The organism is Fluviicoccus sp., from assembly GCF_030646115.1.
In the GTDB taxonomy this organism is placed as follows: Bacteria; Pseudomonadota; Gammaproteobacteria; order Pseudomonadales; family Moraxellaceae; genus Fluviicoccus.
The window spans coordinates 25351-52035 of record NZ_JAUSMX010000023.1 but is presented as its reverse complement, the minus strand read 5'-3'; the positions used below and the strand labels follow the sequence as shown (position 1 = coordinate 52035).

The following is a 26685-nucleotide window of genomic DNA, read 5'->3' as shown; positions in this document are numbered from 1 at the left end:
AACTTATTTGCGACGGAAGTAGGTTCGCAACGGGACATTAACCGGCTTGTTGAAATCCGGACTTTCGGTGTCCATATTCAATACACGCTGCATGGTGCCCGCTCTGTCTGCATTCTCAGTCATCTGCTTGTCAAACGTGTACAGAGATGCAAACGTCAACTGGTTGATGGTCTGGTCATCCACATAACGCAGATCGGCTTCCGTTAACTCAAGTGTAGAGCGGGGTTTGAAACCGTTGGGGAAGACAATGAACATGACATTGTTTTCCCAGATTTCAGCAAAACGGTACTCCGGAAAACTGATATTACCCAGTGCCGGATCAGCCACAAAGAAGCGTCCGTCCTGATATTTACGGATAACCACGAAATGCTTGAAATTGGCATAATGAATGGGAACAATGGCCGGATGGTCAAGCTTTTTCAAGTCATCCATGGTCCCCTTGTAGCCACCACTGGGGTGTCCGAGCGCCGTTACCAAACGCTTCATGTCCAGCAGCGAAAATCCACGCCGCTGAACAATCTTGTCATATTCACCAAATTTCAGCAGTCCATCCATTACCTGCTTTTCAGTGAACTTGCGGCCCAAATAGCCATTCAATAATGTAGTCAGTGCCGCCGAGCCGCAGCTATAGTCATATGCTTGATGAACAATATTTCTGTAGCGCTGCTCTTGCAATGTCTCCACGGTCACTGGAGATTCACGCATGTTTTTTGGGCTATCCACCCGGCCATCCACCGTATGCGTGTAGTAAATTGTGGACGCAGGCACATCCGCCACTTCAAAAGCCTCGTTGGCGAACATGTAGATCAGGGCGGAGCCAAGTGTCAGTGTGAACATAAACTGTTTTTCTAGTTTTAGGCACCCGGAGGAGCCATGATGATTATGACCGCAGCCTATAGACTGCCTGATGGCTTACAAGCAATCAACTGGTGAAAAATACCTTCTTTTAAAAGAGTTTTCACGCGCAATTTACGTAAACCCTACGCAAATACGCATGCAACCCCAACAACTGTTCGTTCTTTCAGCTTTTCCCGGAAATACGGACAGACAGGTTGGTCAGCGTGATATTCGTTACGCCCACCGAGCCCATGGTAGTGGTGGTATTCCCGGCAATGATATCGGTCATGGTGAAGCCAAGGCCAGTCATGCTGGGATTGCCGATCACCAGTCCGGTGGGAATTACATTCACAGTGGTGTTGGTTAAATCCAGACCGGTCAGGGCGAAGCTGAACCGGATGTTCCGGTTATTAACAAGCGTATCACTCTTGTCGCGCAGCAGCACCTGACCAAAATCCAGTGTACCGACATTAAATGATGCCAGCGTTATCATGTTGCCACCGGGTTCGTTACCCAGCTGAATATTCAAGGCCGGTGCCCCTGCGGGGCGAATCACATCAACATAGCCCTGCGCCAGATCAATTATTTCAACATTGTTGCCGCCTAACCCGTTTTGCAAACTGATGTTATCCAGCAGGAAACGAATTTTACCAATGCCAGCATCCCAGTTAACTGCCATTTGTATAAAAGGTGCAGCACCGCCAGTGGCATCAATCAGGATATTGAACGTCGGATTGGTGGTGGTGGTGCAGGCTGCACCCGCGCCATTGGTACAACCCTGCATGCCCCAGCCATTGAATGCCACGGTGCCAGCATTGGCATTGCCTGCCACCAAGGTGGCTGGCACCCCGTTAAGATCATGAACTTTGACTGACTGCGACAACCAGTTTACGGAGGTGCTGATGGTGATGCCATCCTGGCCTACGGACTCGGACAGGGCCTCATCAGCAATGGATTCCAGCGCATGGGCCTGAAGGGAAAGCACGCCGACAATAAGGATTCCGGGAATTATGAAGTTGGCCATACACTGATCCGCTGGGTGGCTGTTATTTTTATTGACCTTTGGATGATAAACGATAGGTGGATTTATTTCATCGTTTTTAGTGGCGTTTTTTGTACCCAACAATACAAAACGGCAGCCGAGGCTGCCGTTTTGACCAACAGAGGCAAACCTCTATTGATTAGTGACCGCTGATGATCAGGCTGGCACCGGCCAGGTTCAGACCCAGCATTTGCACGTCGCCCAGATCGGGAGCAGCAGCGCTACCCAATTGAACATTGTTCAAAGTGATGTCTGCACCGCCAAGAGCCGTACCCAATTGACCCAGTGTGATCACCAGACCATTCGGGTTGGTAGCGGCAGAACCGTCACCCACGTTCACACCAGCAACGACATCCAGATTACCACCAACACCGGAACCAGCGTTGTTGATAGCCATGGAAGCGGCGCGGATGCCACCCAAGCCAGGACCGGCAACTGCGTCTTGGTCAAGCAGTTCCAGATTGGAAATCACCAGACCGCCAGTCAGAGTAGCAGTCAGCTTGATCATCACTTCCGGGTTCACAGCAGAAGCAGCGCCACCGAACAGGGTCTGAGCTTCGTTACCCAGTTGGATGGTCATCAGGTTGTTACCGGCACCGCTGGCACCAACCTTCAGGGTCAAGCCATTCATGATGCGAATGGAGTCAGAGTTGCTGGAACCGTTGGTTTCGACGTCCAGAATGTCGCCGTCGCCATTGTGATCCAAACCGGAAACAGTTTCGTCAGCGTTGGCGTTGGAAGCAGCAACGTAAATGTCAGAGGTCTTGATGACCAGCGTCGGGGTTTCGATACCAACTTGCAGCATGGCGGTGTTACCGGCAGCAGCTGAGTTATCACCAATAGCATCGATCTTGACAATGATCGGGGTTTGGTTGTCAGCAAAAATCACAGTGGCGTCAGCAGCAGTGCCGTCACCCATGACGATGGCACCAGCGCGGGACAGACCAAGAGTGTTCAAGCCGTCGTCATCATGGATAACGGTTTGGGTGATGCTGAGGCCCTTGTACACGCCGTCAGCGTTACCGCCGTTGATTGCCAAGTCCAGATCCACGCCGGCATCCAGCAGATTGACACCAAGACCAGTCAACTGGGCACCGGTGCGGGTACCAGGAGCGATGGCGATGGTGATACCGTCTTGGCCAGTTGCAGCAGCCAGGGTTTCGTCATCAGCAACTTCCATGGCGAAAGCGGTGGAGGTCAGAGCAATAGCGGAAACAAGAGCGAGCTTTTGAAAAGCTTTCATTTGGAGTTCTCCTCGAGGGGGTTTAATTCTAATTTTTTGTCACCGTGGAATCGGTAACGTGCTATTAGGCAAACGAAAAGTAACACTACTCCTACCATCGGACAAGCCCCGGAATGCATCTTTTTGCCCCGAGTCCGACAAAAGGTAGAATTTTCGTTACGAATGAGGACTGCATCACAAAACTTGTTGGCTGGCGAAGCTGTTGAAGCCAAGGCTTGCCCTTTCCGTCAGCATATGACTCGGGTTTGGAAGCTGAGTAGCATCCAAGAGCAACCATCAAGCGACCGTTAGCGAGCCCTATCCCGGCGCTGCGCGCCACCCTCCTTCAGGCATTGATAAAGGCGTTTTAACGGCCTGCGGTGACATAGTCATAAAAAAGGCCACGTATAAAGTGGCCTTTTTTATGACTATGTCACCCACTCCGCATCAAAGATGACCGGATATCTGGATCAGCGTAGACGCCAGGTTCAAGCCGACAATATCCACATTGCCAATGGATGTGGCGCCAGCATTGCCAAGCTTCACGCCACCCAACTGCAAGTCCATGCCACCTGCCAGGGTACCCAATTGAATGACCTCGGCTACTAGACCCGCCGGCCCGATGTCTACGCCCACGGAAACATCCAGCGCAGTACTGGCTCCGTTATTCTCAATCGCAATGGTATTTATACGAATACCCCCCCCCGAATTGACATCATTCAGGACAAAGTTGGAACCCGTAATTCCACCCGCCATATTCCCATTGACCAGCAACATGTACCCTTGGTTTTCTGTGCCAAGCTGGGCATTCACAGTTAAAGCCCCCACATTTAGGGTCATACCCTCGGTAATGGCCCCGGACAAGTCAGAAACAACTGCACCTGTACCGTTACTGCGCGCTGCATACAATTTACCTGTCTTGAGGGTAAAAGCCGGCACATCAATATTTATGTTCAACATGGCCTGGTTGCCCGGCAATGCACTGGCATCACCCACAGCATCAACCATTGTCGTGATGACGCTACCCGCCGCCATGGTCAACTCCAGTCGATCCCCCACAATACTCGTACCATGAACTATTGCGCCCGGCGTGCCATCACCGTCATGCAGCAACGTTTGGCCAACACTCAAACCGAGATCGGTGCCCGCCCCTGCGCCGTCAAAATCCGCCAGAATCAGTTTAAAGGTGACACCGTCACGCGCGACTTCACCGGACAGATCGGTATCGGAGAGATTTTCAAGGGCAAAAGCCGGGGAAGCCGTGAGTACACAAGCCATGAGGGCGGTTGCTTTGGCAAAAGGAGTGGGGCCTTTCATGGGCAGATCTCCATGGCATTGTGATTTTTATAGTGTTATTAGTTTGCACATCTTACAGCAAGCTTTTTGCTTTGGCCACAGCACTGATCATCCAGCAGACAGAAGGCCTGGATTCCCTCCCAATTTTCACTTTTGATGCCCCACAAAGCAGAATGCCCCGATAACGGGGCATTCTGCACACTTAAAGCAACAACCGGATTAGTGACCGGCGATCTTGATCAGCGTACCTGCCAGGTTCAGACCGACGATATCCACGTTGCCAATGGCCACGTTATCCACTGCGGAAGTGCTACCGAAGCGCAAACCTGTCAACTGTACATCAGCACCGCCAGCCAACGTACCGAACTGAACCAGATTGACTTGCAGGCCGGTAGGCACTACATCAATACGGGCATCAATGTTAAGGTCGGTGCTGGCACCCAGATCATTCATGACAATGCTGGTGGCGCGAATGGCGGAGCCACCACTGGCCGCACTACCGTTGCCGCCGTTGGCATCACGAAGGGCAAAGTTGGCCAGCGTCAAACCACCGGTCATGAGGGAGGTAAAGCGCATCATTTGGCCGGTAGTGGCTACTTCATTACCCAGTGTCATGGCCAGAGTGGTTGCACCCAAGGTCACAGTGATGTCATCAACAATAGCCGCAGTTTGGTTGGTGACAGCCACGCCGGCCAAGTTACTTTGGGCTGCCGAGATGGAGCCGGTATGAATGATGGTGCCTGTCGGAATAACCACGTTAACCAGCAAGGAGGCCTGGTTACCAGCGGTGCCAGCATCTACATCACCCGTGGCATCGACCACCAGATTGATCGACTGACCAACCGGGGTAGTGATACTGGTAGCGGTATGACCGGCTGCCGACAGTGGGTTACCAATGATGATGGCGCCATCAACAGCGGGATCAGAATCATGGATCACCGTAGAAAACACGATACCGGCGACAGGCGGGGTAATGCTGATGGTGACGCCGTCCTGACCGGAGGTCTGGGACAGGGCCTCATCTTCCAGCGACTCCAGAGCGAAGGCGGAAGAGGATGTGGCAATCAGGGAAGCAAGCAGAAGGCGATTGAAATGAGTCATTGTTCTCTCCAAGGGGTGGCAATATTGGCTTATTCGCGTGGTTTTTAGTACACCCGTCCTTATTCTTTCACACACCTCCCCCCAAAACAATACTTGATGCGCCATTTGCCAATGAGACGGATGAACAATTTCCAGCCACTCCCGTGCAAGACTCTGCCTGCAGCTTTGTGGATTGCGACCACCCGGTAACTTAGCCTTGCGGCCTAACGAATATTCCGATAATTGGCCTGAATATCCATTCATTCCCATGTCAACTTACGAAAAAGAATGCCCCGAATACGGGGCATTCTGTACACCTAAAATAACAACCGGATTAGTGACCGGCGATCTTGATCAGCGTACCTGCCAGGTTCAGACCGACGATATCCACGTTGCCGATAGCCACGTTGTCCACTGCGGAAGTACTACCGAAGCGCAAGCCCGTCATCTGCACATCCGCACCACCAGCCAACGTACCGAACTGCACCAGATTGACTTGCAGGCCGGTAGGCACTACATCAATACGGGCATCAATATTAAGATTGGTGCTGGCGCCGAGATCATTCATGACAATGCTGGTGGCGCGAATGGCAGAACCGCCGCTGGCCGCACTGCCGTTACCGCCGTTGGCGTCGCGCAGGGCGAAGTTGGCCAGCGTCAAACCACCGGTCATGAGGGAGGTAAAGCGCATCATTTGGCCGGTAGTGGCCACTTCATTACCCAGTGTCATGGCCAGAGTGGTTGCACCCAAGGTCACAGTGATGTCATCAACAATAGCCGCAGTTTGGTTGGTGACAGCTACGCCGGCCAAGTTACTTTGGGCTGCCGAGATGGAGCCGGTATGAATAATAGTGCCTGTCGGAATAACCACGTTAACCAGCAAGGAGGCCTGGTTACCAGCGGTGCCAGCGTCTACATCACCCGTGGCATCGACCACCAGATTGATCGACTGACCGACCGGGGTAGTGATACTGGTAGCGGTATGACCGGCTGCCGACAGTGGGTTACCAATGATGATGGCGCCATCAACAACAGGATCAGAATCATGGATCACCGTAGAAAACACGATGCCGGCGACAGGCGGGGTAATGCTGATGGTTACGCCGTCCTGACCAGTGGTCTGGGACAGTGCCTCATCTTCCAGCGACTCCAGAGCAAAGGCGGATGAAGATGCGGCAACAATGGAAGCAAGCATAAGGCGGTTGAAATAAGACATTATTCTCTCCATGGGGTGGAAGTATTGGAATTTTTGCGTGATTTTAGTACACCCGTTCACATTCTTTCATAGTTAGCACGGGTGTGCAAGATTCAACCAGAACATTGACGGCAGGCGTTTTGCTGGAAAATGCTACGGGAGTCGGCCTGAAAACCCTTACGGCGCAAAACAGCTTGTCATTGACAACGCGTTCAGGGAAGATCAACTTCAGCTTCAACCACGGCCCCTCTGCGCGCATGCCCCACCACCCATTCAGCCAGCAATTACCTTCAGACATCCCCCCGGAAACACTGTCAGACAAACCGGGTGACTGGAGCGTTTGGCTGCGATCCGGAACTGCGACCACCCTTGCCACACTACCCCGGCAGGTCATTGTGCAGACCGGTAATGACGGCATCCATCTCTACACGCGCCAGGATGATTACAACTACCGTCATGAACGCATTGACAGCCCACTGCTGCCGCTGCTGAAAGCCACCTTGAATCACTTTCCCTCCCTGCTTCCCCACAGCCCGGACTTCAGTGGCGGCATGATCGGCTGGCTGGCTTACAATGCAACCCAAAATCGGACTCACCCCAAGCAACATGCGCCAGATTTTCCCCTGGCGTGCTTCGGGTTTTATGATGCGTTCATTTCCCTGCAAGCCACCGGCGAAGCCGTCATCACGGCCGCCACCAGTGAACTGCTGTCCACCCTGCATGCAGCCGTCACCACCAGTAAAACCGGACTTGCTCAACCGTTCCAGCTGAACGCCGCCTTCAACGCACTTACCCCGGCCGCAGACTACGCACATAACTTCCAGCGCATTCAGCACTACCTCCATGCCGGTGACTGCTATCAGGTCAATCTGGCGCAGGCCTTCAAGGCCCCTTGCCGGGGCAACAGCCTGAACGCCTTCCTGGCTCTTGATAGCATCAGCCGCCCTCCCCACGCTGCCTATGCCGCCACCCCTTTTGGCGATATCCTTTGCCTGTCACCGGAGCTTTTCCTGCGTTTCGACGGCAACCGCGTAGTCACCCGCCCCATCAAAGGCACCCGCCCCCGCAGCTCCGACCCTGCGGAAGACGCCGCCCTGCTGCAAGAATTGTCCCTGCACCCCAAGGACCGCGCTGAAAACCTGATGATTGTCGACCTGTTGCGCAATGACCTCAGCCAGCATGCCGTTACCGGCTCGGTGCGCGCCGACGAGCTGTTCCGCATTGAGTCCTTCGCCCATGTTCACCACATGATCAGCGAAATCAGCTGTCAGCTTCATCCGGACTCCCACCCGCTGGATTTGCTGTTTGATGCCTTTCCCGGCGGCTCCATTACCGGCGCCCCCAAAAAGAGGGCCATGGAAATCATCGACGAGCTGGAAAACTGCGAACGCTCCATTTATTGCGGAACCATGGGCTGGCTGTCGGCGGACGGGCAGGGGGAATGGAACATCGCCATCCGCACCTTGCTGCGGGTGAAGAACGAAATTTACGCCTGGGCGGGCGGCGGCATTGTAGCGGATTCGGAATGCGAGGCGGAGTATCAGGAATGCTTCAACAAGATTGGACCGTTGCTGAAGGAATTGGAGCGGCGGTTTTTGAAACCGGGTTGAAAACATGTTTCCACCATCATGAACTTTAGTGGTTCAGATGGCGGACACATGTGAATGCGTAACTTTAATCAGGGAATATTGCGCAACGAGCCGCTGCGAATCTGGGCCTTCAGTTCTTCATAGGTCTTGGTCACCGGGAACTGCGGAAATTCGCGAATGACGTTGTCCGGGGCATCAAAAAGAATGCCCTTTTCCGCTTCGCCCAGCATGGCGGTGTCGTTATAGGAATCACCGGCGGCAATAACGCGATACTTCAGGCCATGCAGGGCTTTGACAGCCTCACGCTTCTGGTCCGGCTGGCGCAGCACATAATTGGTGATCATGCCGTTGCTGTCGGTTTCCAGCTTGTGGCAGAAAATGGTGGGGCGGCCCAGTTGCTTCATCAGCGGATCGGCAAACTCATAGAAGGTGTCGGAGAGGATGATCAACTGGAAATGCTCGCGCACCCAGGCGACAAATTCAGCGGCGCCGGGAAGCGGCCCCATGTCGGCGATGACGGCCTGAATGTCGGGCAAGCCCAGCTTGTGCTCGCGCAGGATTTCCAGGCGCTGCTTCATCAGCACATCGTAGTCGGGAATGTCGCGAGTGGTGGCTTCAAGCGCCTTGATGCCCGTCTTCTTCGCAAAATTGATCCAGATTTCCGGCACCAGCACGCCTTCCAGATCCAGACATACGATTTCCATAGCCACCCCGTCAAATATTGTGTTTAAAACCTGGCGCGAACTCTACCGATTTCATCCCGCCGGTGCAATCTCCGACTTTTTTGCTGGTAGAATTATGCCCCTTCGTCCCCATCTTACTGATACCCATTCCCCTCACGAGGATCCGTCATGACCATCACCAAAGAGACTGTCCAGCAATGGGCGGCTGATTTCGACGCCAAAACACCCCAGGAAATCCTGGCGCTGGCACTGGACAACTTTGGCGAAAATGCAGCCATCTCTTTCAGTGGCGCGGATGATGTGGTGCTGGTGGACATGGCGGCCCGTCTGGGCAAGCCGTTCCGGGTTTTTTCGCTGGATACCGGCCGCCTGCACGGTGAAACCTACCGCCTGCTGGACAAGGTGCGTGATAAATACAAGGTCAGCATAGAAATCTGCTTCCCCGATGCCACGCTGGTGGAAGAGATGGTGAACAAGAAAGGCATGTTCAGCTTTTATACCGAGGATCACAAGGAATGTTGCGGTGTGCGCAAGGTGGCTCCCTTACGCAAGAAACTGGCCACGCTGGATGCCTGGATTACCGGCCAGCGCAAGGACCAAAGCCCCGGCACCCGCGTCAGCGTGCCCGTGGTGCAACCTGATGCCGCTTTTTCCGGACCGGGCAAGAGCCTGGTGAAGTTCAACCCGCTGGCCAACTGGACTTCGGAACAGGTGTGGGATTACATCCGCGCTTATGAAGTTCCCTACAATGAGCTGCATGAGAAAGGTTTCACCAGCATTGGCTGCGAGCCCTGCACCCGTCCGGTGTTGCCGAACCAGCACGAACGTGAAGGACGCTGGTGGTGGGAAGAAGCCACCAAGAAGGAATGCGGCCTGCACGTCGTTAACCTGAAGTAAGCCAACGGCCCCGGTTTTAACGTTTTTGCATACCCGCCCGGATGCAAGCAGTATTGATGGAGGTAACAACCATGCACATTACCATGGTGAAAAAGATCCTGATGGATGGCTCTCCCTGCAAAAAGTGCGGTGAAGTGCTGGAACGCATGGAAGCCGAGAACCAGATGCGCTTTGTGGATGAACTGCTGGTGGCTGATGAGCGCGACCCGGAATCCGCCGGCATGCAACTGGCGGCCCGACTGAGCGTGGACCGGGCGCCGTTTTTTGTGGTTACCGCCAATGACGGCACACAAACCGTGCATACGGTTTATTTGAAGTTTGTGAAGGAAGTTCTGGCAACTGCCGTATCCGAAAAGGATGAGTTGCGGGAAATCATGAACAACGAAAATCTGGACTTTCTGTAACGGGTTAGGGTTCAGGATAAACCTGCAACCCCGAATTTCATCAATGCAGACGGTGGCGGTCAACACTCTCTGCCGGGGTGTCTGCCGCATTTTCATCTTCGTCGGCACTGGCCTCATGCCCGGCCGCTTCCGCCTGCTGCCGGAACATTAACCCGACCATCTGCAATCCGGCGGCAATCATGGACTTGCCCAGATTACCGGCCTGACCGCCCAGAATCTCCCGCGCTTCCTCCGAAAAGCGGATTGAGACCAGCGGCTCCCCGGAACCTTGGCTGCTGTCAGCGCGACGCAATACGACTTCGCCATCCCTGACTTCAACCACTTCCAGCAACTCGGGGCCGGATTCTTTCTGTTCTATCATTCCACCCGTTCCTGACGATCACTGGCTTCACCGGCCGTCAGCTCAGCGCCAACGGCCAGAAGCCGCTTATTTTTCACCCTTGGGCATTTTCCCCTTCACCACTTGCCAGTGGCCGTCGCGGAAAAAGGCCTGCCAGCCCGAAGGCTTGCCTTCGCCGTCTTCGGTAGTGACATATTGCTCCTTGCTTTTGCGGCTGAACCGCAGTTGCGCGGGGTTACCGCAATCATCCATGTCCGGGGCCTGCAACAGGTAATGATGCTTGGGGTCCAAGCGGTCGGCGACGCTGCGCAGTTCGGCAATGGTTGGCGCCCGGGTTTCCCGATGTTTGGGGAACTGGCTGGCAGCCAGGAACAGTCCGGCGGCGCCATCCCGCAGAATAAAGAAGTCATCCGTCTTGACGCAGCGCAGCTCCGGCATGGGAATCGGGTCAGCCTTGGGCGGAGCAGCCTCCCCGTTCTTCAGGACCTTGCGGGTATTGGCGCAGCTGGTGCAGGCGAAATACTGGCCAAAGCGGCCACTCTTCAACTCCATGCGGCCGTTGCACTTGTCACACTCAATGGTGGGGCCTTCATAACCCTTGAGCCGGTATTCCCCTTCTTCCAACTGGAAACCGTCACAATCCGGATTATTGCCGCAAACATGCAGCTTGCGCCCGGCATCCACCAGATAGCTGTCCATGGCGGTGCCGCACTTGGGACAACGCCGACGGGCGCGCAATTCGTTGGTTTCACCTTCTTCATCATTATCGGCCAAGGCCACATGTTCGACCGGCACCAGATTGACCGTACCCTTGCAGCGTTCCTTCGGGGGCAACGCATACCCTGAGCAACCCAGAAACACCCCGGTGCTGGCGGTACGGATCTGCATTTCCCGTCCGCACTGTACGCACGGCAGGTCAATGGTGACCGGCTGGTTGCGGCGCATGCCGTTATCCCCGGCCGCCTGCTGCAAGCGCTGGCTGAAGCCCTGATAGAATTGATCCAGCACTTGTTTCCAATTGCTGTCGCCCTCCGCCACCTTGTCGAGATTCTCTTCCAGATGCGCGGTAAAGTCGTAGTCCATCAGGTCATGGAAGCTTTCCAGCAAGCGGTCCGTGACAATGTCGCCCATTTTCTCGGCGTAGAAGCGCTTGTTTTCCAGCTTGACGTAACCGCGATCCTGAATGGTGGAAATGATGGAGGCATAGGTCGACGGACGGCCGATGCCCCGTTTTTCCAGCTCCCGCACCAATGTCGCTTCAGTGAAGCGTGGCGGCGCCTTGGTGAAATGCTGGGTGGGTATCAGCTCCACCAGCGTCAATGCCTCACCCACCTTGATATCGGGCAGGACGATATCTTCATTGTCCTTTTGCACCGGCGACAAGACGCGGGTAAAACCGTCGAACGTCAGGATACGGCCCTTGGTGCGCAATTCATAAGCGCCGGCGGTTACGGTAATGGTGGTGCTGAGGTATTCGGCATCGGGCATCTGGCAGGCTACAAACTGACGCCAAATCAGGTCATACAGCCGTTCCGAGTCACGCTCCATGCCGGCGATGCTGCCGGGCCGGGTATGCACATCTGAAGGACGAATGGCTTCGTGCGCTTCCTGGGCGCCGGACTTGCTGGCGTAAAAATTGGGTTTTTCCGGCAGGTATTTATTGCCGAAGGTCTGGTCAATAAAGCCGCGCACGGTTTGCAGGGCGTCCTGACTGAGGTTGGTCGAGTCGGTACGCATGTAGGTAATGTAGCCCGCCTCGTACAGCCGCTGCGCCAGAGTCATGGTCTTCTTGACCGTGAAGCCCAGACGGGTGCTGGCCGCCTGTTGCAGCGTGGACGTGATGAAAGGTGCTGGCGGGCGGGTGCGGGTTGGCTTGTCCTCGCGCTTGCCCACCGACATCGGCGCGGCTTGCAGCTCGGCTTTGGCCTTCATGGCGTCTTTTTCGTTATGCGGGCGGAAGGCCTGATCCTGGTAGCGTGCAACTTGCAAGCGCAATTTCACGGCCTGCGGAGTCAGGGTGTCAGCGTGAATTTCCCAGTACTCTTCCGGTACAAAGGCGCGGATATCCCGTTCCTTTTCCACAACCAGGCGCACAGCCACGGATTGCACCCGGCCGGCGGACAAGCCGCGTGCAATTTTCTCCCATAGCAGCGGCGACACCATGTACCCGACAATACGATCCAGAAAGCGACGCGCCTGCTGGGCGTTGACGCGATCCATGTTCAGCTGGCTGGGTTTCTGGAAGGCGGCCGTGATGGCGGTCTTGGTGATTTCGTTGAAAACCACCCGCTGGTAACGGTCCGAGTTGCCGCCGATCACTTCTCGCAGATGCCAGGCAATCGCTTCTCCTTCGCGATCCAAGTCGGTTGCGAGGTAGATGGTTTCGACACCGGCCGCCAACATCTTCAATTCGGCAATGACTTTTTCCTTGCCGGGCAAAATCTGGTAATGGGCTTCCCAATCGTGATCGGGATCCACCCCCATCCGTGAAATCAGGGCGCTGCGGGTCCTTTCGGCCTTGTCGGCAGGACTCTTGGCCTTGGTGCGGACAGCAGGCTCCTTCTCGTCTTTGGCGCCTCCGCTGACCGGCAGATCACGCACATGGCCGATACTGGATTTGACGATGAAATCCTTCCCGAGATATTTGTTGATCGTTTTTGCTTTGGCGGGCGATTCAACGATTACCAGTGCTTTAGCCATAAGGTTCCGGATTTGTAATTAAAAGTCAGGCGCGGGAAGGCGCAAAGTCGGCCATATATAAAAGGAAGAAACGCCGGGGTCAAGCAAGCATACAAGAAGATGGCAGACAAAATCGCCGGAACCCGCTTTCAGACCCCTGATTTTGCGTCATTAAGCAGCAACCGAACGAGTTTTGACCTGTGTTAAAGACCAATAAGCTGAGGACTCTTATTGTAAGTTCGCCTTAGCCAGTAATTGAAGCAGGCTTTTCAACTCCTCCAGCACCTCGGTTCCGGCCGTTTCACGCCAGTAGAAGCAGACGGCATTCGCCTGTCCTTCCATGGCCAGCAATTGATCGGCAGCCGCCGGCATGACAATGCCCGGCAAACGATCCTGTCCCGAAACAGTTTTCCATTGATCATCAATGCGTTGCACCCGCCAATAAGGCATGACGGCCTCGGGAACGATCAGGGTGTAACACGCCACCATTTGCCGCGAATCCTGCTTCAGCCACTCCGGGGCTGCCAGCAATCGCGGTTGCAGCCCCGTTTTCCGGGCGGTCTCCCGCAGTGTCAGCAAGGCTTGATCACGGGCATTGGGACGCATCGCCAGAATCTGACCGCCCACAAAAATCACCACCGCCAGCATGATCCAGATAAATGCCGTCATAGTTCATGGCTGCTGTAAAAAACATTTTTCATGCGGGCCAACTGGGAGTCCAGCGATTTGGCGACATCGGCGGAAATGGTGAAGAAGCTCAGCAAGGCCTTGGAGTTGGCATCACTCTCATAGGCCGTCATCAAGCGCTGCCAGAACGCCTGGTTGACCTTTTGCAACTCCTGATGCTCGTTAACGACGCCTCGCAGATCCCAATCAGGCTCCTTGCCGTCACGCCAGACCAGATATTGCTTCATCAGATACAGCGAGGCCAGACGCAGCACCATTTCTTCCCGGCTGGCGAATGGCAAATGCGTGCGGGCATTGGGCTTCAACTCCTGGAACACTGGGCAGGCGCTGGTGGACATGATCAGCCCGATCAGCGAACGCACGCCCTCTTCCACCGGCGCGCGCTTGGCATACTCGCGATCCGGCGCCATCACCTGAACATTCACTTTCAGGCTGGCCGGTATGCGTTGGAAGCTGCTGACCACCTTGTCCAGATCCAGGGCTGCCGGACAATGGGAGTACACCGAGGCGTCCAACGGACAATTGGGGCATCGGCAATTGCCCAGATGCGTCCAGGCCGGTGCGGAGTCACGGTTCTGCCGGGTGTCAAAATGCCGGTCCAGATCAACAACGAAACTCAGATCACGGCCGTCATCGAACGAAAAGCGGTAATCAATCTGCATGATGCTGGTATCTCCTCAGGCTCCGGCGAATGGACAGTAGCGGAAATGAAACCCTCCTGGTGACTCATCCGGACAGCGCGCTACCCTCATTCTGTCGTGAAAAATACATTTTTCATGCGGGTAATCTGGCTTTGCAACGACGATGACATACTGGAAGACATCGTGAAGAAGCTCAGCAGCGCCTTGGAGTTGGCGTCACTCTGGAACTCGGTCATGATGCGTTGCCAGAAAGCGTGATTGACCATCTGCAACTGTTCGCTGTTCTTGACCAAGCCTTTCAATTCCCAGTCCGGAGCGCCTCCTTCACGCCAGACCAGATACTGCTTCATCAGGTAGAGGGACACAGACCGCAGCACATATTCTTCCTGACGGGCAAATGGCAGGTGGTGACGGGCGTTGGGCTTCAGGGTGCCGAATACCGGGCAGGCGCTGGTGGCCATGACCAGCCCCATCAGGGCGCGGGCCCCCTCTTCCAGCGTCACCCGCTTCACATACTCACGCTCCTGCGTCACCACCCTGACATTGATCTTTGTCGAAGCCAGTGTGCCGTGGAAGCCACGGATGACATCATCCAGATCCACCGCGGCCGGGCAATGCTGATGACTGGATGAAGAAAGCGGGCAATTCTGGCATTTATTATTGTCCAAGGCCGTCCACGATGCAGCCTTCTTCGCCTTGGCGGCATCATAGTGACGGTCCAGATCGACGTTGAAGGACATCTCCCGTCCATCATCAAACGAAAAATGATAGCTAATGATCATGACTTTATTCCTTATTATTGCCTGTCAGCCGATGGCGAAAACTCGCCATCCGGCCACGATTCAAACTGCAGTAATCCACTGCACCCTGTCACCCGTACTTATCCGGCCTTCCCCACCCAGCGTGATGACCACGGCATTCTGGCCCAGATAAATTTTCCCGTCGGCCTGACGCCGCTCATGGGCCAGCATCTGCTGAAAACCACTGTCCTTGAGCGCCGTCACCGGGTCAATAGACGGGATGACACAGCGCGAACATGGTTTCACCATGGCAAACTTCGTTCCACTTATCTGCAATTCCGACCATTTGTCTTCAGCAAACGGCAGCGCTGTGCCCCCGATCACAATATTGGGCCGAAAACGCAGCCAATGAACCGGTCTTTCCCATTGCATCGACAGCCGGTCAAAGCCCGACTGCGTGGTGACCAGAAACGGGAAACCGTCAGAAAATGACGTAAAGTGTCCATTTCCGGCCCAGAATGGATCTACCTCCCGTTGTACAGCCTCCGGGAAGTGCACCAAACGTACCTTGGCGCTCAAAAATGCGCACAACCAGGCATCCGCCTCGGCGCTCACGGTTTCAGCCGGAACCTGATCATTCCAGACCTTAACATGAAGCGTGACGGGTGTGTAAGGTCTGGCAAGCAAGTCAGGCATGCCCGGCGCCTCCAGCGCCAGCATTCCGTCTTCCACCGAGGCCCGGATCAATGCCATGCGCGGCTGGACGCGCTGCGTCACAAAGTTGCCATCCGCATCCACCAACATCCAGTGGCGGTCCCACTCCAGCCCGCGCGGAGTTATCCTGGCGCTTGGCACCGGAATTCCTGCGGCTGACTTCAAGGGATAAATCGCCAGTGCGGAAACAAAACAATCCATGATGGCTTCCTGAGAGACTTCCAGGGGAAACTCGTAGTTTTCGGGGCCCCGAAACAAGAACGCCCCGTCGGGGACGGGGCGTTCTTGTTGGCAAAGCCGGTGAATTACACCAGTTTTTCCAATTGCGGCACGATGTCGAACAGATCGCCCACCAGACCATAATCCGCCACAGAGAAGATCGGAGCTTCTTCATCCTTGTTGATGGCGACAATGACCTTGGAGTCCTTCATACCGGCCAAGTGCTGGATGGCGCCGGAAATACCGACAGCGACATACAGTTGCGGTGCCACGATCTTGCCGGTCTGACCGACCTGCATGTCGTTGGGCACGAAACCGGCGTCAACGGCGGCGCGGGAAGCACCGACGGCAGCTCCCAGCTTGTCAGCCAGGCTGTAGAGGATCTTGAAGTTATCGCCATTGCCCATGCCACGGCCGCCGGAAACAACGATCTTGGCAGCCGTCAGTTCGGGACGGTCAGACTTGGCCAGCTCTTCGCTGACAAACTTCGAGGAACCGGCGTCGGTCGCGGAAGCCACGGCTTCGATAGCGGCGGAACCACCGGTGGCGGCAACGGCGTCAAAGCCGGTGGCGCGAACGGTGATGACCTTGATGCTGTCGGAGGATTGCACAGTGGCGATGGCGTTTCCGGCGTAGATGGGGCGCTCGAAGGTATCGGCGCTGATCACCTTGGTGATTTCGGAAATCTGGCCAACATCCAGCAGCGCAGCGGCACGCGGGGCGAAGTTCTTGCCCGTGGTGGTGGCGGAAGCCAGGATGTGGGTATAGCCCTTGCCGAGTTCGGCAACCAGCAGGCTGACGTTTTCAGCCAGTTGGTTGGCATAGGCGGCGTTGTCGGCAACCAGCACCTTGCTCACACCGGCAATTTGCGCGGCGGCCTGGGCGGCGGCCTGGCAGTTACTGCCGGCAACCAGCACATGCACGTCACCGCCAATGGCCTTGGCAGCCGCGACGGTGTTAAGGGTGGCGCCTTTCAGGGAGGCGTTATCGTGTTCAGCGTAAACCAGTACGGCCATGATTAGATCACCTTCGCTTCGTTTTTCAGCTTGGCAACGAGTTCCTCAACAGTCTTGACCTTGATGCCGGCCTGACGTTCGGCGGGCGGCTCAACCTTGAGGGTCTTGATACGGGGCGTCATGTCCACACCGTAGTCTGCCGGGGTCTTGATATCCAGAGGCTTCTTCTTGGCCTTCATGATATTGGGCAGGGCAGCGTAGCGCGGCTCGTTCAGGCGCAGGTCGGTTGTGACCACGGCCGGAAGGTTAAGCTCAACGGTTTGGGCGCCGCCGTCAATTTCACGGGTAACGATAGCCTTTCCGCCTTCAACCTTCAGCACAGCGGCGAAGGTGCCTTGTGCGTAGCCGGTCAGCGCAGCGAGCATTTGGCCGGTCTGGTTGTTGTCACCATCAATGGCTTGCTTGCCAAGGATCACCAGCTGGGGTTGTTCGGCGTCGCAGATCTGCTTCAGCAGCTTGGCGATGGCCAGGGGCTGGGCTTCTTCAGCGGTTTCCACCAGGATGCCGCGATCCGCGCCCAGCGCCATGGCGGTGCGTATCTGTTCCTGGGCTTCTTTCGGGCCCACGGAAACCACTACGATTTCGGTGACGATGCCCTTCTCTTTCAGGCGTACGGCTTCTTCAACGGCAATTTCGCAGAACGGGTTGATGGCCATTTTGACGTTGGCGAGCTCAACACCGGTCTTGTCCGCCTTGACGCGAACTTTCACGTTGTAGTCTACAACGCGCTTGACAGCAACAAGAGCCTTCATGGAATCCTCGGATGGTGACGATTTATCAGGAAGAACGGAAGTTGGCGCAACCCTGCCAAAGCAAGGCCCGCCAAGGGTGCGATATCTTCCGCAATCCGGCCGCGAAGGTCAAGTCTGCACTGACGGATATCCCCGTATTTATAGTCATTGACAGTCCATTTGATATCCGTCATTGTTTAATATATACAATTGTATATTAATTGCCGCATGGCCGCTTGTAAGGTTACTCTTGCGCGGGCTGTCATGCCGCTGTAACGCCCATGCACACACAATTAGAAACATTACTTGCCGTTTGATGTAGGTTTTATGACAGATTCACTTGCTAGAATCCCCCCGATTGAAAACCCGGACGTTCCGATGCGTGTAGACCAGTTTGACCGTGAACAGTTGCTTGCCTGCGGGCGTGGTGAACTTTTTGGTCCGGGCAATGCCCGACTCCCCCTCCCCCCCATGCTGATGTTTGACCGCATCCTGAAAATTTCCGACGGTGACGGCTCTTTCGGCAAGGGCGAAATTATTGCCGAGTTCGACATCAACCCCGACCTCTGGTTTTTCGGCTGCCACTTTGAAACCGACCCGGTTATGCCGGGATGCCTGGGTCTGGATGCCATGTGGCAGCTGCTGGGCTTCTGGCTAGGCTGGCGCGGCAACCCCGGACGCGGTCGCGCCTTGGGTGTCGGCGAAGTTAAATTTTTCGGCCAGATTCTTCCCACCCACCGGAAAATCACCTATGAACTGCAGATGAAGCGGGTCATTGAGCGCAAGCTGGTGATGGGTATCGCCGACGCCAGGCTGCTGGTGGACGGCCGGGAGATTTACACCGCCCATGACTTACGGTGCGGTCTATTTACTTCCACGGATAACTTTTAAGTTACATCGCCCCCTCTGAATTTGGGGGCTTCCTTTTTCTGGCGGAGAAATAAAATGCGGCGTGTCGTCGTCACCGGTCTGGGAATCGTTTCCTGTCTGGGCAATGATGCCCGGACTGTCAGCCACAGTCTGAAAAACGGAATTTCAGGCCTTCGTTCCAATGCGGAATATCAGGCCATGGGGTTTCGCAGCCAGGTCAGCGGCCGCCCGGATGTCGATCTGGAAGCTTCCATTGACCGCAAGCTGAAACGCTTCATGGGCGATGCTGCTGCTTATGCGTACTTGTCCATGCAGCAGGCCATTCTGGATGCCGGACTGACACCTGAGGACGTGGCCGGCAAGCCCCGTATCGGCGTCATCGCCGGTTCCGGCGGCGCGTCTACCGCCAATGTGGTTATTGCGGCTGACACCGCGCGTGAGAAAGGCATCAAGCGCATTGGGCCTTACATGGTTCCACGCACCATGACCAGCACCGTGGTGGCTTCGCTGGCGACCGCCTTCCGCATCCATGGCGTCAACTATTCCATTTCCTCGGCCTGCGCCACCTCCGCACACTGCATCGGCAACGCCATGGAACAGATCCAGCTCAACAAGCAGGACATGGTGTTTGCCGGTGGCGGCGAGGAAGAACACTGGAGCTTGTCCTGCCTGTTCGACGCCATGGGCGCGATGTCCAGCAAGTACAACGATACGCCGCAAAATGCTTCCCGGCCCTTTGCGGCCAGCCGTGACGGATTCGTGATTGCGGGCGGCGGCGGCATGCTGGTGCTGGAAGAATACGAGCACGCTGTCAAGCGCGGTGCGAGAATTTATGCCGAACTGGTGGGTTACGCGGCGACATCGGACGGCTATGACATGGTGGCCCCCAGTGGCGAAGGCGCGGCCCGCTGCATGCAACTGGCGCACGCCATGGCCGGTGGCTCCGTTGACTATGTCAATGCCCACGGCACCGCCACACCCACTGGCGACACCATGGAGCTGAAGGCTTTACGCACCGCCTTCGGTGACAAACTGCCCTTCATCAGCTCCACCAAGGCGCTGTCCGGGCACTCACTGGGCGCTGCTGGCGTTCAGGAAGCGATTTACTGCCTGTTGATGATGCAGGACAGCTTCATGGCGGGCTCGGCCAATATCGACGTACTGGATCAGGAAGCGGAAGGTTACCCTATACTGCGGGAAAGCCGTGAGGGCGCATTTGATACCGCCATGTCCAACAGCTTTGGCTTCGGCGGCACCAACGCCTCGCTGGTGTTCCGCAAACCCGCCTGACCGCTCAGCGATCTCCTGGCCTGAACACGGCCAGGGGTAAGCCCTCGTCGTTTTTCAGCACAAGTCTACCATCATCCAGTTGCTCCCATGTCACGGCATCACTCAGTGACTGGATCAGCAAAGCCTCAAAAGTCACCGCATCCGTACAGGGCATCTTGCCCGCCTTCAAATTACTGATTCGGACTTTTTGCCCTTCCAGTACATAATCAGCCTTCAGCGGATTGCAACCCGTGTGCCCTTCCAGCTTTTCCAAAATATGATTAAAGCGGATATACCCTTCGCGACTGTGCGGACCGCCGGCGGACAGGGCGATGGGCAGATTGATCAAGAGCCAGGAACGGCCTTCAATGACTCCCGGCTGGCGGGCCGCCTTAACCGGCTCCAGGACCGCCGGCTCCGCCTTCTGATCAACTGCTGTGCCAACAGGTGCTCCAGCGGCACCGTGGGTGACAGGCGCAATTGGTGATCCGGCGCAGGCCGCAAGTACCGCAGCCGTTGCCATCAACAGGCTGATGCGGAATCCAGGCCGTATTGGAAAGGTATTCATTATTCAAAGGTCTCCAGTCTGTCCTTACCCGGCATTCTTGTCGATTCGCCGTACGGACCATCATGATATGTCGGGGTATTTTGCAACGGCTCACGCCCGGAGAATGCGGCGTTTATGTAATCAGCAGGGCCGGTTCGCCGTTCGCCGCAAAGTCAGCGTTGAAGCCAATGCCGGGAACCATGGCCAAAACCCCGTCAACATAGATCAAAGGCCATAACGGCCGTTGCCACGAGGGTGTTCCAGCTTCCTGGAAAAGGTTTTTCAGCGCCTTGTGATGGCCTGATCCGTCAATCCGCAAGCGCTCTCCTCCCTGCCGGAAACGAACCTCCACTACGCCAGCCTGTCGCCACAAAGACAAGCGGATTCCCGTCCCGCCCCCGCAAACGGGACTCAGCGTCCTTCCGGATGGAAGTACCAGGGGGGACTCCCGGTCCTGCCAGACCACCCGAAAGCTATTGTCCGCTTCCGGCAAGGGTTTCATGGCATATAACTGATCCCGATAGCGCCGCACTTCCGCAAGCCGCCAGTTGAATTCCGGGGTTCCGTCACACCTGGCCGCGCAGACTTCATCCATGATCCGGTGCAAGCCCGGCCTGTCCGGCGCAGTCAAGCCCTGGCTAAGCAACCAGAAACGCAGCAGATTGATCTGGCGCGTCCGGCTCAGGGTTTGCAGGCCGGATATGCAAAGGGTGAAATTCTCCCGCAGCAAAGGTTGCAGGTCCAGTATCGCCAGATCATTCAAGAGGCTGTCTGCTTCCTGCATGCGTTGCGCTGTCAGGGCCAGCACCGGCACCGCCTGCGGCCAGCGCGTCTCCAGTTCAGGGATGATGCCATGCCTCAGGGCATTACGGTCATGACGGATATCCTGATTCGAGGCATCATCCACCCAGACCAGTCCCCGGCTGCGGGCGTAAAGTTCCAGTTGCGACCGGCCAACCGTCAGCAAGGGCCGCCAAAGCGGGAATCGGCCTTCTGAAAATGGCAGATCACTGACAGGATGCATGCCGGACAAGCCCCTGACGCCGCTGCCCCGCAACAAGCGCAACAGCACCGTTTCCGCCTGGTCGTTGCGGTGGTGGGCGGTCAGCAGGACATCGCCCTCCTTTAACTCACCGGCAATGGCGCGGTATCGGGCCTCGCGGGCCGCCTCTTCCAGACTGCCTGCGTCGCCAACCCGGACTGAAAGCTTGCAGAAGGAAGCCTGATGCCTGGCCGACGCCAGCTGTACCAGTTCCGCCCAATCATCGGCAAACCGGCTGAGACCGTGGTGGACATGCACAACATGCAGCGAGTAGCGGTTAAGGTGCGCCTTGGCGGCCACGACATCCAGCAGGGCCATGGAATCCAGTCCGCCGCTGCAGGCGACAACCAAACGCCTTACGCCCGGATGCAGATGCGCATCCAGAAACTGTGATACCGCCTGTTCCGGCATGAACTCAGCGACTGCCGTAGCTCATCAGCCGCTCGAAGCGGCGGGTCCGCAGCGTGGCATTGTCCAGTGAGCGCAGCTTCTTCAATTGCTTGATCAGTCCCTTGCGCAGGTTATCGGCCATCAGGCTGACATCGCGATGCGCTCCGCCCAACGGCTCCAGGATAATATCATCCACAAAACCCAACTCATGCAAGCGCTGTGCGGTGAGGCCCATGGCCTCAGCGGCATCCGCCGCCCGATCGGAGGTCTTCCAGAGAATGGACGCGCAGCCTTCCGGGGAAATCACCGAATAGGTGCTGTATTGCAGCATCAGCAGGCTGTCGCCGACCCCGATGGCCAGCGCACCGCCGGAGCCGCCCTCCCCAATCACCGTTGCGACAATCGGGGTATTCAGCCGCGACATCACCGCCAGATTGCGGGCAATGGCCTCGCTCTGGCCGCGCTCTTCGGCCTCGATCCCGGGATAAGCGCCGGGCGTATCAATAAAGGTAAAAATCGGCAGTTTGAAGCGCTCCGCCATTTCCATGAGCCGCAATGCCTTGCGATAGCCTTCGGGATTGGGCATGCCGAAATTGCGCCGCACTTTTTCCTTGATGTCGCGGCCCTTCTGGTGACCGATGACCATGACCGGCTCACCCTGCAAGCGCGCCGGGCCGCCGACAATGGCGTCGTCATCGGCAAACACCCGGTCGCCATGCAGTTCGTCGAAGTCGGTAAAGATATGATTGATGTAATCCAGTGTATAGGGCCGCTGCGGGTGACGGGCCATTTGCGCCACTTGCCAGGGTGTCAGCCGGGAGAACAGCTCCTCGGTCAGGGCCAGGCTTTTCTGCTCCAGTCGCCGCACCTCCTCGGTCAAATTGAGGCTGCTGCTGCCCCCCAGCGCCTTCAGGCCTTCAATCTTGGCTTCCAGCTCTGCAATAGGCTGCTCAAAATCCAGAAAATTCGGATTCATGGGTTCGGATTCCGTTTAATACACAATACGCAACGCGCCGGGACCATAAAGTTGGCGCAGCCGCTTGATAAGGCTGTCACCGGGGTACACGCGCCAGTTATCGCCACACTGTAGCACGGCTGTTGCACGGGTTTGCTGGCAGCGAATCTGCATAACGACGCTTTTTTGATCACTTGTCGGTAAATTCTGCTGCAAAAGAGCCTGCAATTCCCGGATTCCGGGCAATCGCAGATTCTGCATATCCAATGTCAGCTCCAGGGTGCGGGCGGCATTGATGCGGGCTTCAGCCACCGAATAGACCTTGCGGGCGGTCACCCGGAAACCTCCGGAGTACTCGTCCGGACTGATTTCCGCTTCGACCATCACCACTTGATCTACCTGCAGCAGGTTCTTGTTGTTCTCCAGCACTTCCCCGAAGAAACTGGCCTCCACCCGGCCGCTGCGGTCATCCAGCAGCACGATGGCGCGAGGCGCCTTGCCGGGCTTGGCGAAGATACGCACATCCATTACCAGACCGGCAATCAGCACGGTCTGGCCGCGCCGGGTGGGCTGCACGTCACTGAGACGGCAACCGATATAGCGCTTGATTTCATCCAGGTATTGATCAATCGGATGGCCGGTCAGGAACAAGCCCAGCGTTTCCTTTTCACCGGTCAGCCGCTCATCGTCAGTCCAGTGCAGGACCGTGGGATAGGCATTGTCGGGGGTGGCTTCAACGATTTCGCCGAACAGGTCCATCATGCCCGCGCTGGCGTTGCGCGCCTGTTGTTCGGCAGCCTTGACCGCCTCCGGCAGGGTCGCCATCAGGCAGGCGCGGTGCGGCCCCAGCTTGTCCATGGCGCCGGCCTTGATCAGCGCTTCCAGCGTCCGCTTATTGGCTTTTTTCAGGTCGATACGGCGGCAGAAGTCGAAGATGTCCTGATAGGGACCGGACTGACGACCTTCGACGATGGACTCGATCGGCCCCTCGCCCACCCCCTTGATCGCTCCGAGCCCATAGACAATGGTTTCATTGAGCGGCACGAACTTGAAACGTGAATGGTTGACGTCCGGAGGCACAATCGGGATACCCATGGTGCGGCATTCCTCAATGAACAGCACCACGTTGTCGGTGTTGTGCATTTCCGCAGACAGCACCGCCGCCATGAACTCCGCCGGGTAATGATGCTTCAGCCAGGCCGTCTGATACGAGACCAGCGCATAGGCCGCCGAGTGCGACTTGTTGAAGCCGTAACCGGCAAACTTTTCCATCAAGTCGAAGATGTGACCGGCAAGATCCGCGTCAATTTCCTGTTCTTTGGCGCCCGCCATGAACTTGACGCGCTCCTTGGCCATCTCCTCGGGCTTCTTCTTGCCCATGGCGCGACGCAGCATGTCCGCGCCGCCCAGGGAGTAACCGGCCATCGCCTGACCGATCTGCATCACCTGTTCCTGATAAACGATGACGCCGTAAGTCGGTTTCAGGATCGGTTCCAGACATGCGTGCTGGTACTTGGCATCCGGGTAAGCAACCTGCGCCCGACCGTGCTTACGGTTGCAGAAGTCATCCACCATGCCCGATTCCAGCGGACCGGGACGATAGAGCGCCACCAAGGCGATCAAGTCTTCAAAATTGGAGGGCTTGAGCTTCTTCAGCAACTCCTTCATGCCGCGCGATTCCAACTGGAACACGGCAGTGGTGCGCCCCTCCTGCAGCAGCTTGTAGCTGGCGGGGTCGTCCAGCGGGATGGTCGTCAGGTCCAGCGGCCCCTGGCCTTTCACGGCCCGCTTGCGGTTGATGTCGGCCAGCGCCCAGTCAATGATGGTCAGCGTTCGCAGGCCCAGAAAGTCGAACTTGACCAGACCGACAGCCTCCACATCATCCTTGTCGAACTGGCTGACCCATTTCCCTTCTTCGTCACAATAAACGGGGGTGAAGTCTGTGAGGCGACCCGGCGCAATCAATACGCCGCCGGCATGCTTGCCAACACCCCGGGTCAGGCCTTCCAGCTTCAGCGCCATGTCCCAGATTTCGTTGGCGTCCTCGAAATCCCGCTCTTCGGGATTGCTGAGCATGTCGTTGAGTTGCGGCTCCTGCGCCCGGGCCTCTTCCAGCGAAATGCCGGGGGTTTTCGGGATCAGCTTGGAAATCCGGTCGGCCAGACCATAGGACTTGCTTTGCACCCGTGCTACGTCACGCACCACCGCCTTGGCCGCCATGGTGCCGAAGGTGATGATCTGCGAAACCGCTTCCCGGCCATAACAGTTGGCGACGTACTCAATGACGCGGTCACGGCCGTCCATGCAAAAGTCGATATCGAAGTCGGGCATGGAGACCCGTTCGGGATTGAGGAACCGTTCAAACAGCAAATCGTACTTAAGCGGGTCCAGATCGGTGATTTTCAGCGAATACGCCACCAGTGACCCTGCGCCTGAACCCCGGCCGGGGCCTACCGGCACACCGTTGTTCTTGGCCCAGCCGATGAAATCCATGACGATCAGGAAGTAACCGGGAAACCCCATCTGGTTGATGATCTGCAACTCGAAATCGAGGCGATCGTGGTAGATCTTCGAGGTGGCGGCAAAATCCGGCGCGTTGCGGTCATACAGCTTGTCCAGCCGTTCTTCCAGGCCTTTACGGGAAATGTCGATGAAGAAGTCATTGACGGTCATGCCTTCCGGCACCGGAAAATCGGGCAGGAAACTCTTGCCGAGACGAATTCCCACCGAACAACGCCGCGCAATTTCAAGCGTATTTTCAATAGCTTCCGGAATATCCTTAAACAACTCCCGCATCTGTTCCGGGGTCTTCAGATATTGTTCGGGACTATATTCCCTCGGGCGTTTAGGGTCGGCCAGCACGTAGGATTGGGCGATGCAGACGCGCACTTCGTGGGCTTCAAAATCCTCCGGCTCAATGAAACGGACATCGTTGGTCGCCACCACAGGGCAGTCGCATTGGGTTGCCAGATCAACCGCCGCATGGACAAAAGCTTCGTCACCGGCGCGACTGGTGCGCTGCAACTCCAGATAGGTACGGTCGGGGAAAACCTCCATCCAGGCTTGCAGGGTGGGAACGGACAGGGTGGCATCCGCACCCAGCAGCGTCTGACCGATATTGCTGCGCTTGCCAAGCAGCAGGATAAGGCCGGTATTCAACTCCTCCAGCCAGGGGCGCTGGACGATAGCCTTTCCGTCACGCTGACCTTCCACGAAACTACGCGAAATAACCTTGATAAGGCTTTGATATCCATGATCATTCATGGCGAGCGCAGTAACCGTGAACGTCTGGTCGCCATCCTGGATGTAGAGATCAGCGCCAAAGACAGGTTTGACGCCCTTGCCTTGCGCCGCCTTGTAGAATTTGACCAGACCGTAGAGATTGCCGAGATCAGTTATCGCCACAGCGGGAATATTGGCGCCCTTGCAGGCCTTGACCAGATCGTCAATGCGCACCAGCGAGTCCTGCAGGGAGAACTCGGTGTGGACACGCAGGTGGACGAAGGACATAGGCAGGCTCTCGATCGTTTGGGAAAGTTTCCGGTTGGCAATCATATCATCGGTCATCGATATCGGGGTGCCCCCTCTCTCAACAGCCAA

The 26685-nt window shown here is 56.4% G+C and carries 24 protein-coding genes; 5 read left to right on the top strand and 19 right to left on the bottom strand.

Annotation, left to right across the window (positions count from 1 at the left end; genetic code table 11):
• Positions 1-3: 3 nt before the first annotated feature.
• The 6 genes from Q7T36_RS15170 to Q7T36_RS15145 form a co-directional block, all read right to left on the bottom strand.
• Positions 4-837 (bottom strand): C39 family peptidase, encoded by an 834-nt coding sequence (locus Q7T36_RS15170; RefSeq protein WP_304850481.1) that lies wholly within the window; start codon positions 835-837, stop codon positions 4-6.
• Between the two features lie 184 nt (positions 838-1021).
• Positions 1022-1861: a DUF6160 family protein gene (locus Q7T36_RS15165; protein ID WP_304850478.1), complete on the bottom strand. Its 840-nt coding sequence runs from the start codon at positions 1859-1861 to the stop codon at positions 1022-1024.
• A 157-nt stretch (positions 1862-2018) separates the two neighbouring features.
• Positions 2019-3122 carry a DUF6160 family protein gene (locus Q7T36_RS15160; RefSeq protein ID WP_304850475.1) on the bottom strand — a complete coding sequence of 368 codons (1104 nt, stop codon included), beginning with the start codon at positions 3120-3122 and terminating at the stop codon, positions 2019-2021.
• A gap of 426 nt (positions 3123-3548) precedes the next feature.
• Positions 3549-4418 carry a hypothetical protein gene (locus Q7T36_RS15155; RefSeq protein ID WP_304850472.1) on the bottom strand — a complete coding sequence of 290 codons (870 nt, stop codon included), beginning with the start codon at positions 4416-4418 and terminating at the stop codon, positions 3549-3551.
• Between the two features lie 198 nt (positions 4419-4616).
• Positions 4617-5498, bottom strand: a complete 882-nt coding sequence (locus tag Q7T36_RS15150; RefSeq protein WP_304850469.1) for a DUF6160 family protein — start codon at positions 5496-5498, stop codon at positions 4617-4619.
• Between the two features lie 313 nt (positions 5499-5811).
• Positions 5812-6693 carry a DUF6160 family protein gene (locus tag Q7T36_RS15145; RefSeq protein WP_304850466.1) on the bottom strand — a complete coding sequence of 294 codons (882 nt, stop codon included), beginning with the start codon at positions 6691-6693 and terminating at the stop codon, positions 5812-5814.
• A 236-nt stretch (positions 6694-6929) separates the two neighbouring features.
• On the opposite strand from Q7T36_RS15145, the gene pabB reads away from it, so the two are divergent.
• Complete coding sequence (pabB, locus tag Q7T36_RS15140) at positions 6930-8282, top strand: aminodeoxychorismate synthase component I (RefSeq protein ID WP_304850463.1); 1353 nt, start codon at positions 6930-6932, stop codon at positions 8280-8282.
• Positions 8283-8350: 68 nt separating this feature from the next.
• Here pabB and thrH read toward each other — a convergent pair whose 3' ends face one another.
• Positions 8351-8965, bottom strand: a complete 615-nt coding sequence (gene thrH, locus Q7T36_RS15135; RefSeq protein ID WP_304850460.1) for a bifunctional phosphoserine phosphatase/homoserine phosphotransferase ThrH — start codon at positions 8963-8965, stop codon at positions 8351-8353.
• Positions 8966-9112: 147 nt separating this feature from the next.
• Between thrH and Q7T36_RS15130 the strand changes: the two genes are divergently transcribed.
• On the top strand, positions 9113-9841 hold the full coding sequence (locus Q7T36_RS15130; protein WP_304850457.1) for a phosphoadenylyl-sulfate reductase: 729 nt from the start codon (positions 9113-9115) through the stop codon (positions 9839-9841).
• Positions 9842-9912: 71 nt separating this feature from the next.
• Entirely contained in the window at positions 9913-10245 is a 333-nt protein-coding gene (locus Q7T36_RS15125; RefSeq protein ID WP_304850454.1) for a hypothetical protein, read from the top strand.
• A gap of 40 nt (positions 10246-10285) precedes the next feature.
• On the opposite strand, the gene Q7T36_RS15120 is transcribed toward Q7T36_RS15125, so the two are convergent.
• The 8 genes from Q7T36_RS15120 to Q7T36_RS15085 form a co-directional block, all read right to left on the bottom strand.
• Positions 10286-10606, bottom strand: coding sequence for a hypothetical protein (locus Q7T36_RS15120; RefSeq protein WP_304850451.1), 321 nt, complete (start codon positions 10604-10606; stop codon positions 10286-10288).
• Positions 10607-10672: 66 nt separating this feature from the next.
• A complete protein-coding gene (topA, locus tag Q7T36_RS15115; protein WP_370690138.1) occupies positions 10673-13285 on the bottom strand; it encodes a type I DNA topoisomerase in 2613 nt (870 codons plus the stop codon).
• A 207-nt stretch (positions 13286-13492) separates the two neighbouring features.
• A complete protein-coding gene (locus Q7T36_RS15110) occupies positions 13493-13933 on the bottom strand; it encodes a hypothetical protein (protein WP_304850448.1) in 441 nt (146 codons plus the stop codon).
• Positions 13930-14613 carry a hypothetical protein gene (locus Q7T36_RS15105; protein WP_304850445.1) on the bottom strand — a complete coding sequence of 228 codons (684 nt, stop codon included), beginning with the start codon at positions 14611-14613 and terminating at the stop codon, positions 13930-13932. Before Q7T36_RS15105 ends, Q7T36_RS15110 begins: the two co-directional genes overlap by 4 nt.
• A gap of 86 nt (positions 14614-14699) precedes the next feature.
• A complete protein-coding gene (locus Q7T36_RS15100) occupies positions 14700-15374 on the bottom strand; it encodes a hypothetical protein (protein ID WP_304850440.1) in 675 nt (224 codons plus the stop codon).
• 60 nt (positions 15375-15434) lie between these two features.
• Positions 15435-16247: an MOSC domain-containing protein gene (locus tag Q7T36_RS15095; RefSeq protein ID WP_304850437.1), complete on the bottom strand. Its 813-nt coding sequence runs from the start codon at positions 16245-16247 to the stop codon at positions 15435-15437.
• 104 nt (positions 16248-16351) lie between these two features.
• Positions 16352-17281, bottom strand: a complete 930-nt coding sequence (locus Q7T36_RS15090; protein ID WP_304850435.1) for an electron transfer flavoprotein subunit alpha/FixB family protein — start codon at positions 17279-17281, stop codon at positions 16352-16354.
• 2 nt (positions 17282-17283) lie between these two features.
• On the bottom strand, positions 17284-18033 hold the full coding sequence (locus Q7T36_RS15085) for an electron transfer flavoprotein subunit beta/FixA family protein (protein ID WP_304850432.1): 750 nt from the start codon (positions 18031-18033) through the stop codon (positions 17284-17286).
• Between the two features lie 357 nt (positions 18034-18390).
• On the opposite strand from Q7T36_RS15085, the gene fabA reads away from it, so the two are divergent.
• Both fabA and fabB read left to right on the top strand, forming a co-directional pair.
• The gene (gene fabA / locus Q7T36_RS15080; RefSeq protein WP_304850429.1) at positions 18391-18903 is read left to right on the top strand and encodes a 3-hydroxyacyl-[acyl-carrier-protein] dehydratase FabA; all 513 of its coding nucleotides are present in this window, start codon (positions 18391-18393) and stop codon (positions 18901-18903) included.
• 54 nt (positions 18904-18957) lie between these two features.
• Positions 18958-20172: a beta-ketoacyl-ACP synthase I gene (gene fabB, locus Q7T36_RS15075; protein ID WP_304850426.1), complete on the top strand. Its 1215-nt coding sequence runs from the start codon at positions 18958-18960 to the stop codon at positions 20170-20172.
• Positions 20173-20176: 4 nt separating this feature from the next.
• Here the strand turns inward: fabB and Q7T36_RS15070 are convergent, their stop codons facing one another.
• The 4 genes from Q7T36_RS15070 to dnaE all read right to left on the bottom strand — a co-directional run bounded on the left by Q7T36_RS15070 (position 20177) and on the right by dnaE (position 26595).
• The gene (locus tag Q7T36_RS15070) at positions 20177-20674 is read right to left on the bottom strand and encodes an META domain-containing protein (protein ID WP_304850423.1); all 498 of its coding nucleotides are present in this window, start codon (positions 20672-20674) and stop codon (positions 20177-20179) included.
• 157 nt (positions 20675-20831) lie between these two features.
• On the bottom strand, positions 20832-22151 hold the full coding sequence (gene tilS / locus Q7T36_RS15065) for a tRNA lysidine(34) synthetase TilS (RefSeq protein ID WP_304850419.1): 1320 nt from the start codon (positions 22149-22151) through the stop codon (positions 20832-20834).
• A gap of 4 nt (positions 22152-22155) precedes the next feature.
• Entirely contained in the window at positions 22156-23106 is a 951-nt protein-coding gene (locus Q7T36_RS15060) for an acetyl-CoA carboxylase carboxyltransferase subunit alpha (protein WP_304850416.1), read from the bottom strand.
• Positions 23107-23121: 15 nt separating this feature from the next.
• Positions 23122-26595 carry a DNA polymerase III subunit alpha gene (gene dnaE, locus Q7T36_RS15055; RefSeq protein WP_304850413.1) on the bottom strand — a complete coding sequence of 1158 codons (3474 nt, stop codon included), beginning with the start codon at positions 26593-26595 and terminating at the stop codon, positions 23122-23124.
• Positions 26596-26685: the final 90 nt, after the last annotated feature.

Bases quoted from the DNA above. Each gene is read 5' to 3' on its own strand.
- dnaE (WP_304850413.1), bottom strand. From the start codon at position 26,595: ATGTCCTTCGTCCACCTGCGTGTCCACACCGAGTTCTCCCTGCAGGAC.
- Q7T36_RS15160 (WP_304850475.1), bottom strand. From the start codon at position 3,122: ATGAAAGCTTTTCAAAAGCTCGCTCTTGTTTCCGCTATTGCTCTGACC.
- Q7T36_RS15105 (WP_304850445.1), bottom strand. From the start codon at position 14,613: ATGCAGATTGATTACCGCTTTTCGTTCGATGACGGCCGTGATCTGAGT.
- Q7T36_RS15085 (WP_304850432.1), bottom strand. From the start codon at position 18,033: ATGAAGGCTCTTGTTGCTGTCAAGCGCGTTGTAGACTACAACGTGAAA.
- Q7T36_RS15090 (WP_304850435.1), bottom strand. From the start codon at position 17,281: ATGGCCGTACTGGTTTACGCTGAACACGATAACGCCTCCCTGAAAGGC.
- tilS (WP_304850419.1), bottom strand. From the start codon at position 22,151: ATGCCGGAACAGGCGGTATCACAGTTTCTGGATGCGCATCTGCATCCG.
- fabA (WP_304850429.1), top strand. From the start codon at position 18,391: ATGCGTGTAGACCAGTTTGACCGTGAACAGTTGCTTGCCTGCGGGCGT.
- Q7T36_RS15100 (WP_304850440.1), bottom strand. From the start codon at position 15,374: ATGATCATTAGCTATCATTTTTCGTTTGATGATGGACGGGAGATGTCC.
- Q7T36_RS15150 (WP_304850469.1), bottom strand. From the start codon at position 5,498: ATGACTCATTTCAATCGCCTTCTGCTTGCTTCCCTGATTGCCACATCC.
- Q7T36_RS15070 (WP_304850423.1), bottom strand. From the start codon at position 20,674: ATGGCAACGGCTGCGGTACTTGCGGCCTGCGCCGGATCACCAATTGCG.
- pabB (WP_304850463.1), top strand. From the start codon at position 6,930: ATGCCCCACCACCCATTCAGCCAGCAATTACCTTCAGACATCCCCCCG.
- Q7T36_RS15165 (WP_304850478.1), bottom strand. From the start codon at position 1,861: ATGGCCAACTTCATAATTCCCGGAATCCTTATTGTCGGCGTGCTTTCC.
- thrH (WP_304850460.1), bottom strand. From the start codon at position 8,965: ATGGAAATCGTATGTCTGGATCTGGAAGGCGTGCTGGTGCCGGAAATC.
- Q7T36_RS15060 (WP_304850416.1), bottom strand. From the start codon at position 23,106: ATGAATCCGAATTTTCTGGATTTTGAGCAGCCTATTGCAGAGCTGGAA.
- Q7T36_RS15120 (WP_304850451.1), bottom strand. From the start codon at position 10,606: ATGATAGAACAGAAAGAATCCGGCCCCGAGTTGCTGGAAGTGGTTGAA.
- topA (WP_370690138.1), bottom strand. From the start codon at position 13,285: ATGGCTAAAGCACTGGTAATCGTTGAATCGCCCGCCAAAGCAAAAACG.
- Q7T36_RS15145 (WP_304850466.1), bottom strand. From the start codon at position 6,693: ATGTCTTATTTCAACCGCCTTATGCTTGCTTCCATTGTTGCCGCATCT.
- Q7T36_RS15130 (WP_304850457.1), top strand. From the start codon at position 9,113: ATGACCATCACCAAAGAGACTGTCCAGCAATGGGCGGCTGATTTCGAC.
- Q7T36_RS15095 (WP_304850437.1), bottom strand. From the start codon at position 16,247: ATGGATTGTTTTGTTTCCGCACTGGCGATTTATCCCTTGAAGTCAGCC.
- Q7T36_RS15170 (WP_304850481.1), bottom strand. From the start codon at position 837: ATGTTCACACTGACACTTGGCTCCGCCCTGATCTACATGTTCGCCAAC.
- fabB (WP_304850426.1), top strand. From the start codon at position 18,958: ATGCGGCGTGTCGTCGTCACCGGTCTGGGAATCGTTTCCTGTCTGGGC.
- Q7T36_RS15125 (WP_304850454.1), top strand. From the start codon at position 9,913: ATGCACATTACCATGGTGAAAAAGATCCTGATGGATGGCTCTCCCTGC.
- Q7T36_RS15110 (WP_304850448.1), bottom strand. From the start codon at position 13,933: ATGACGGCATTTATCTGGATCATGCTGGCGGTGGTGATTTTTGTGGGC.
- Q7T36_RS15155 (WP_304850472.1), bottom strand. From the start codon at position 4,418: ATGAAAGGCCCCACTCCTTTTGCCAAAGCAACCGCCCTCATGGCTTGT.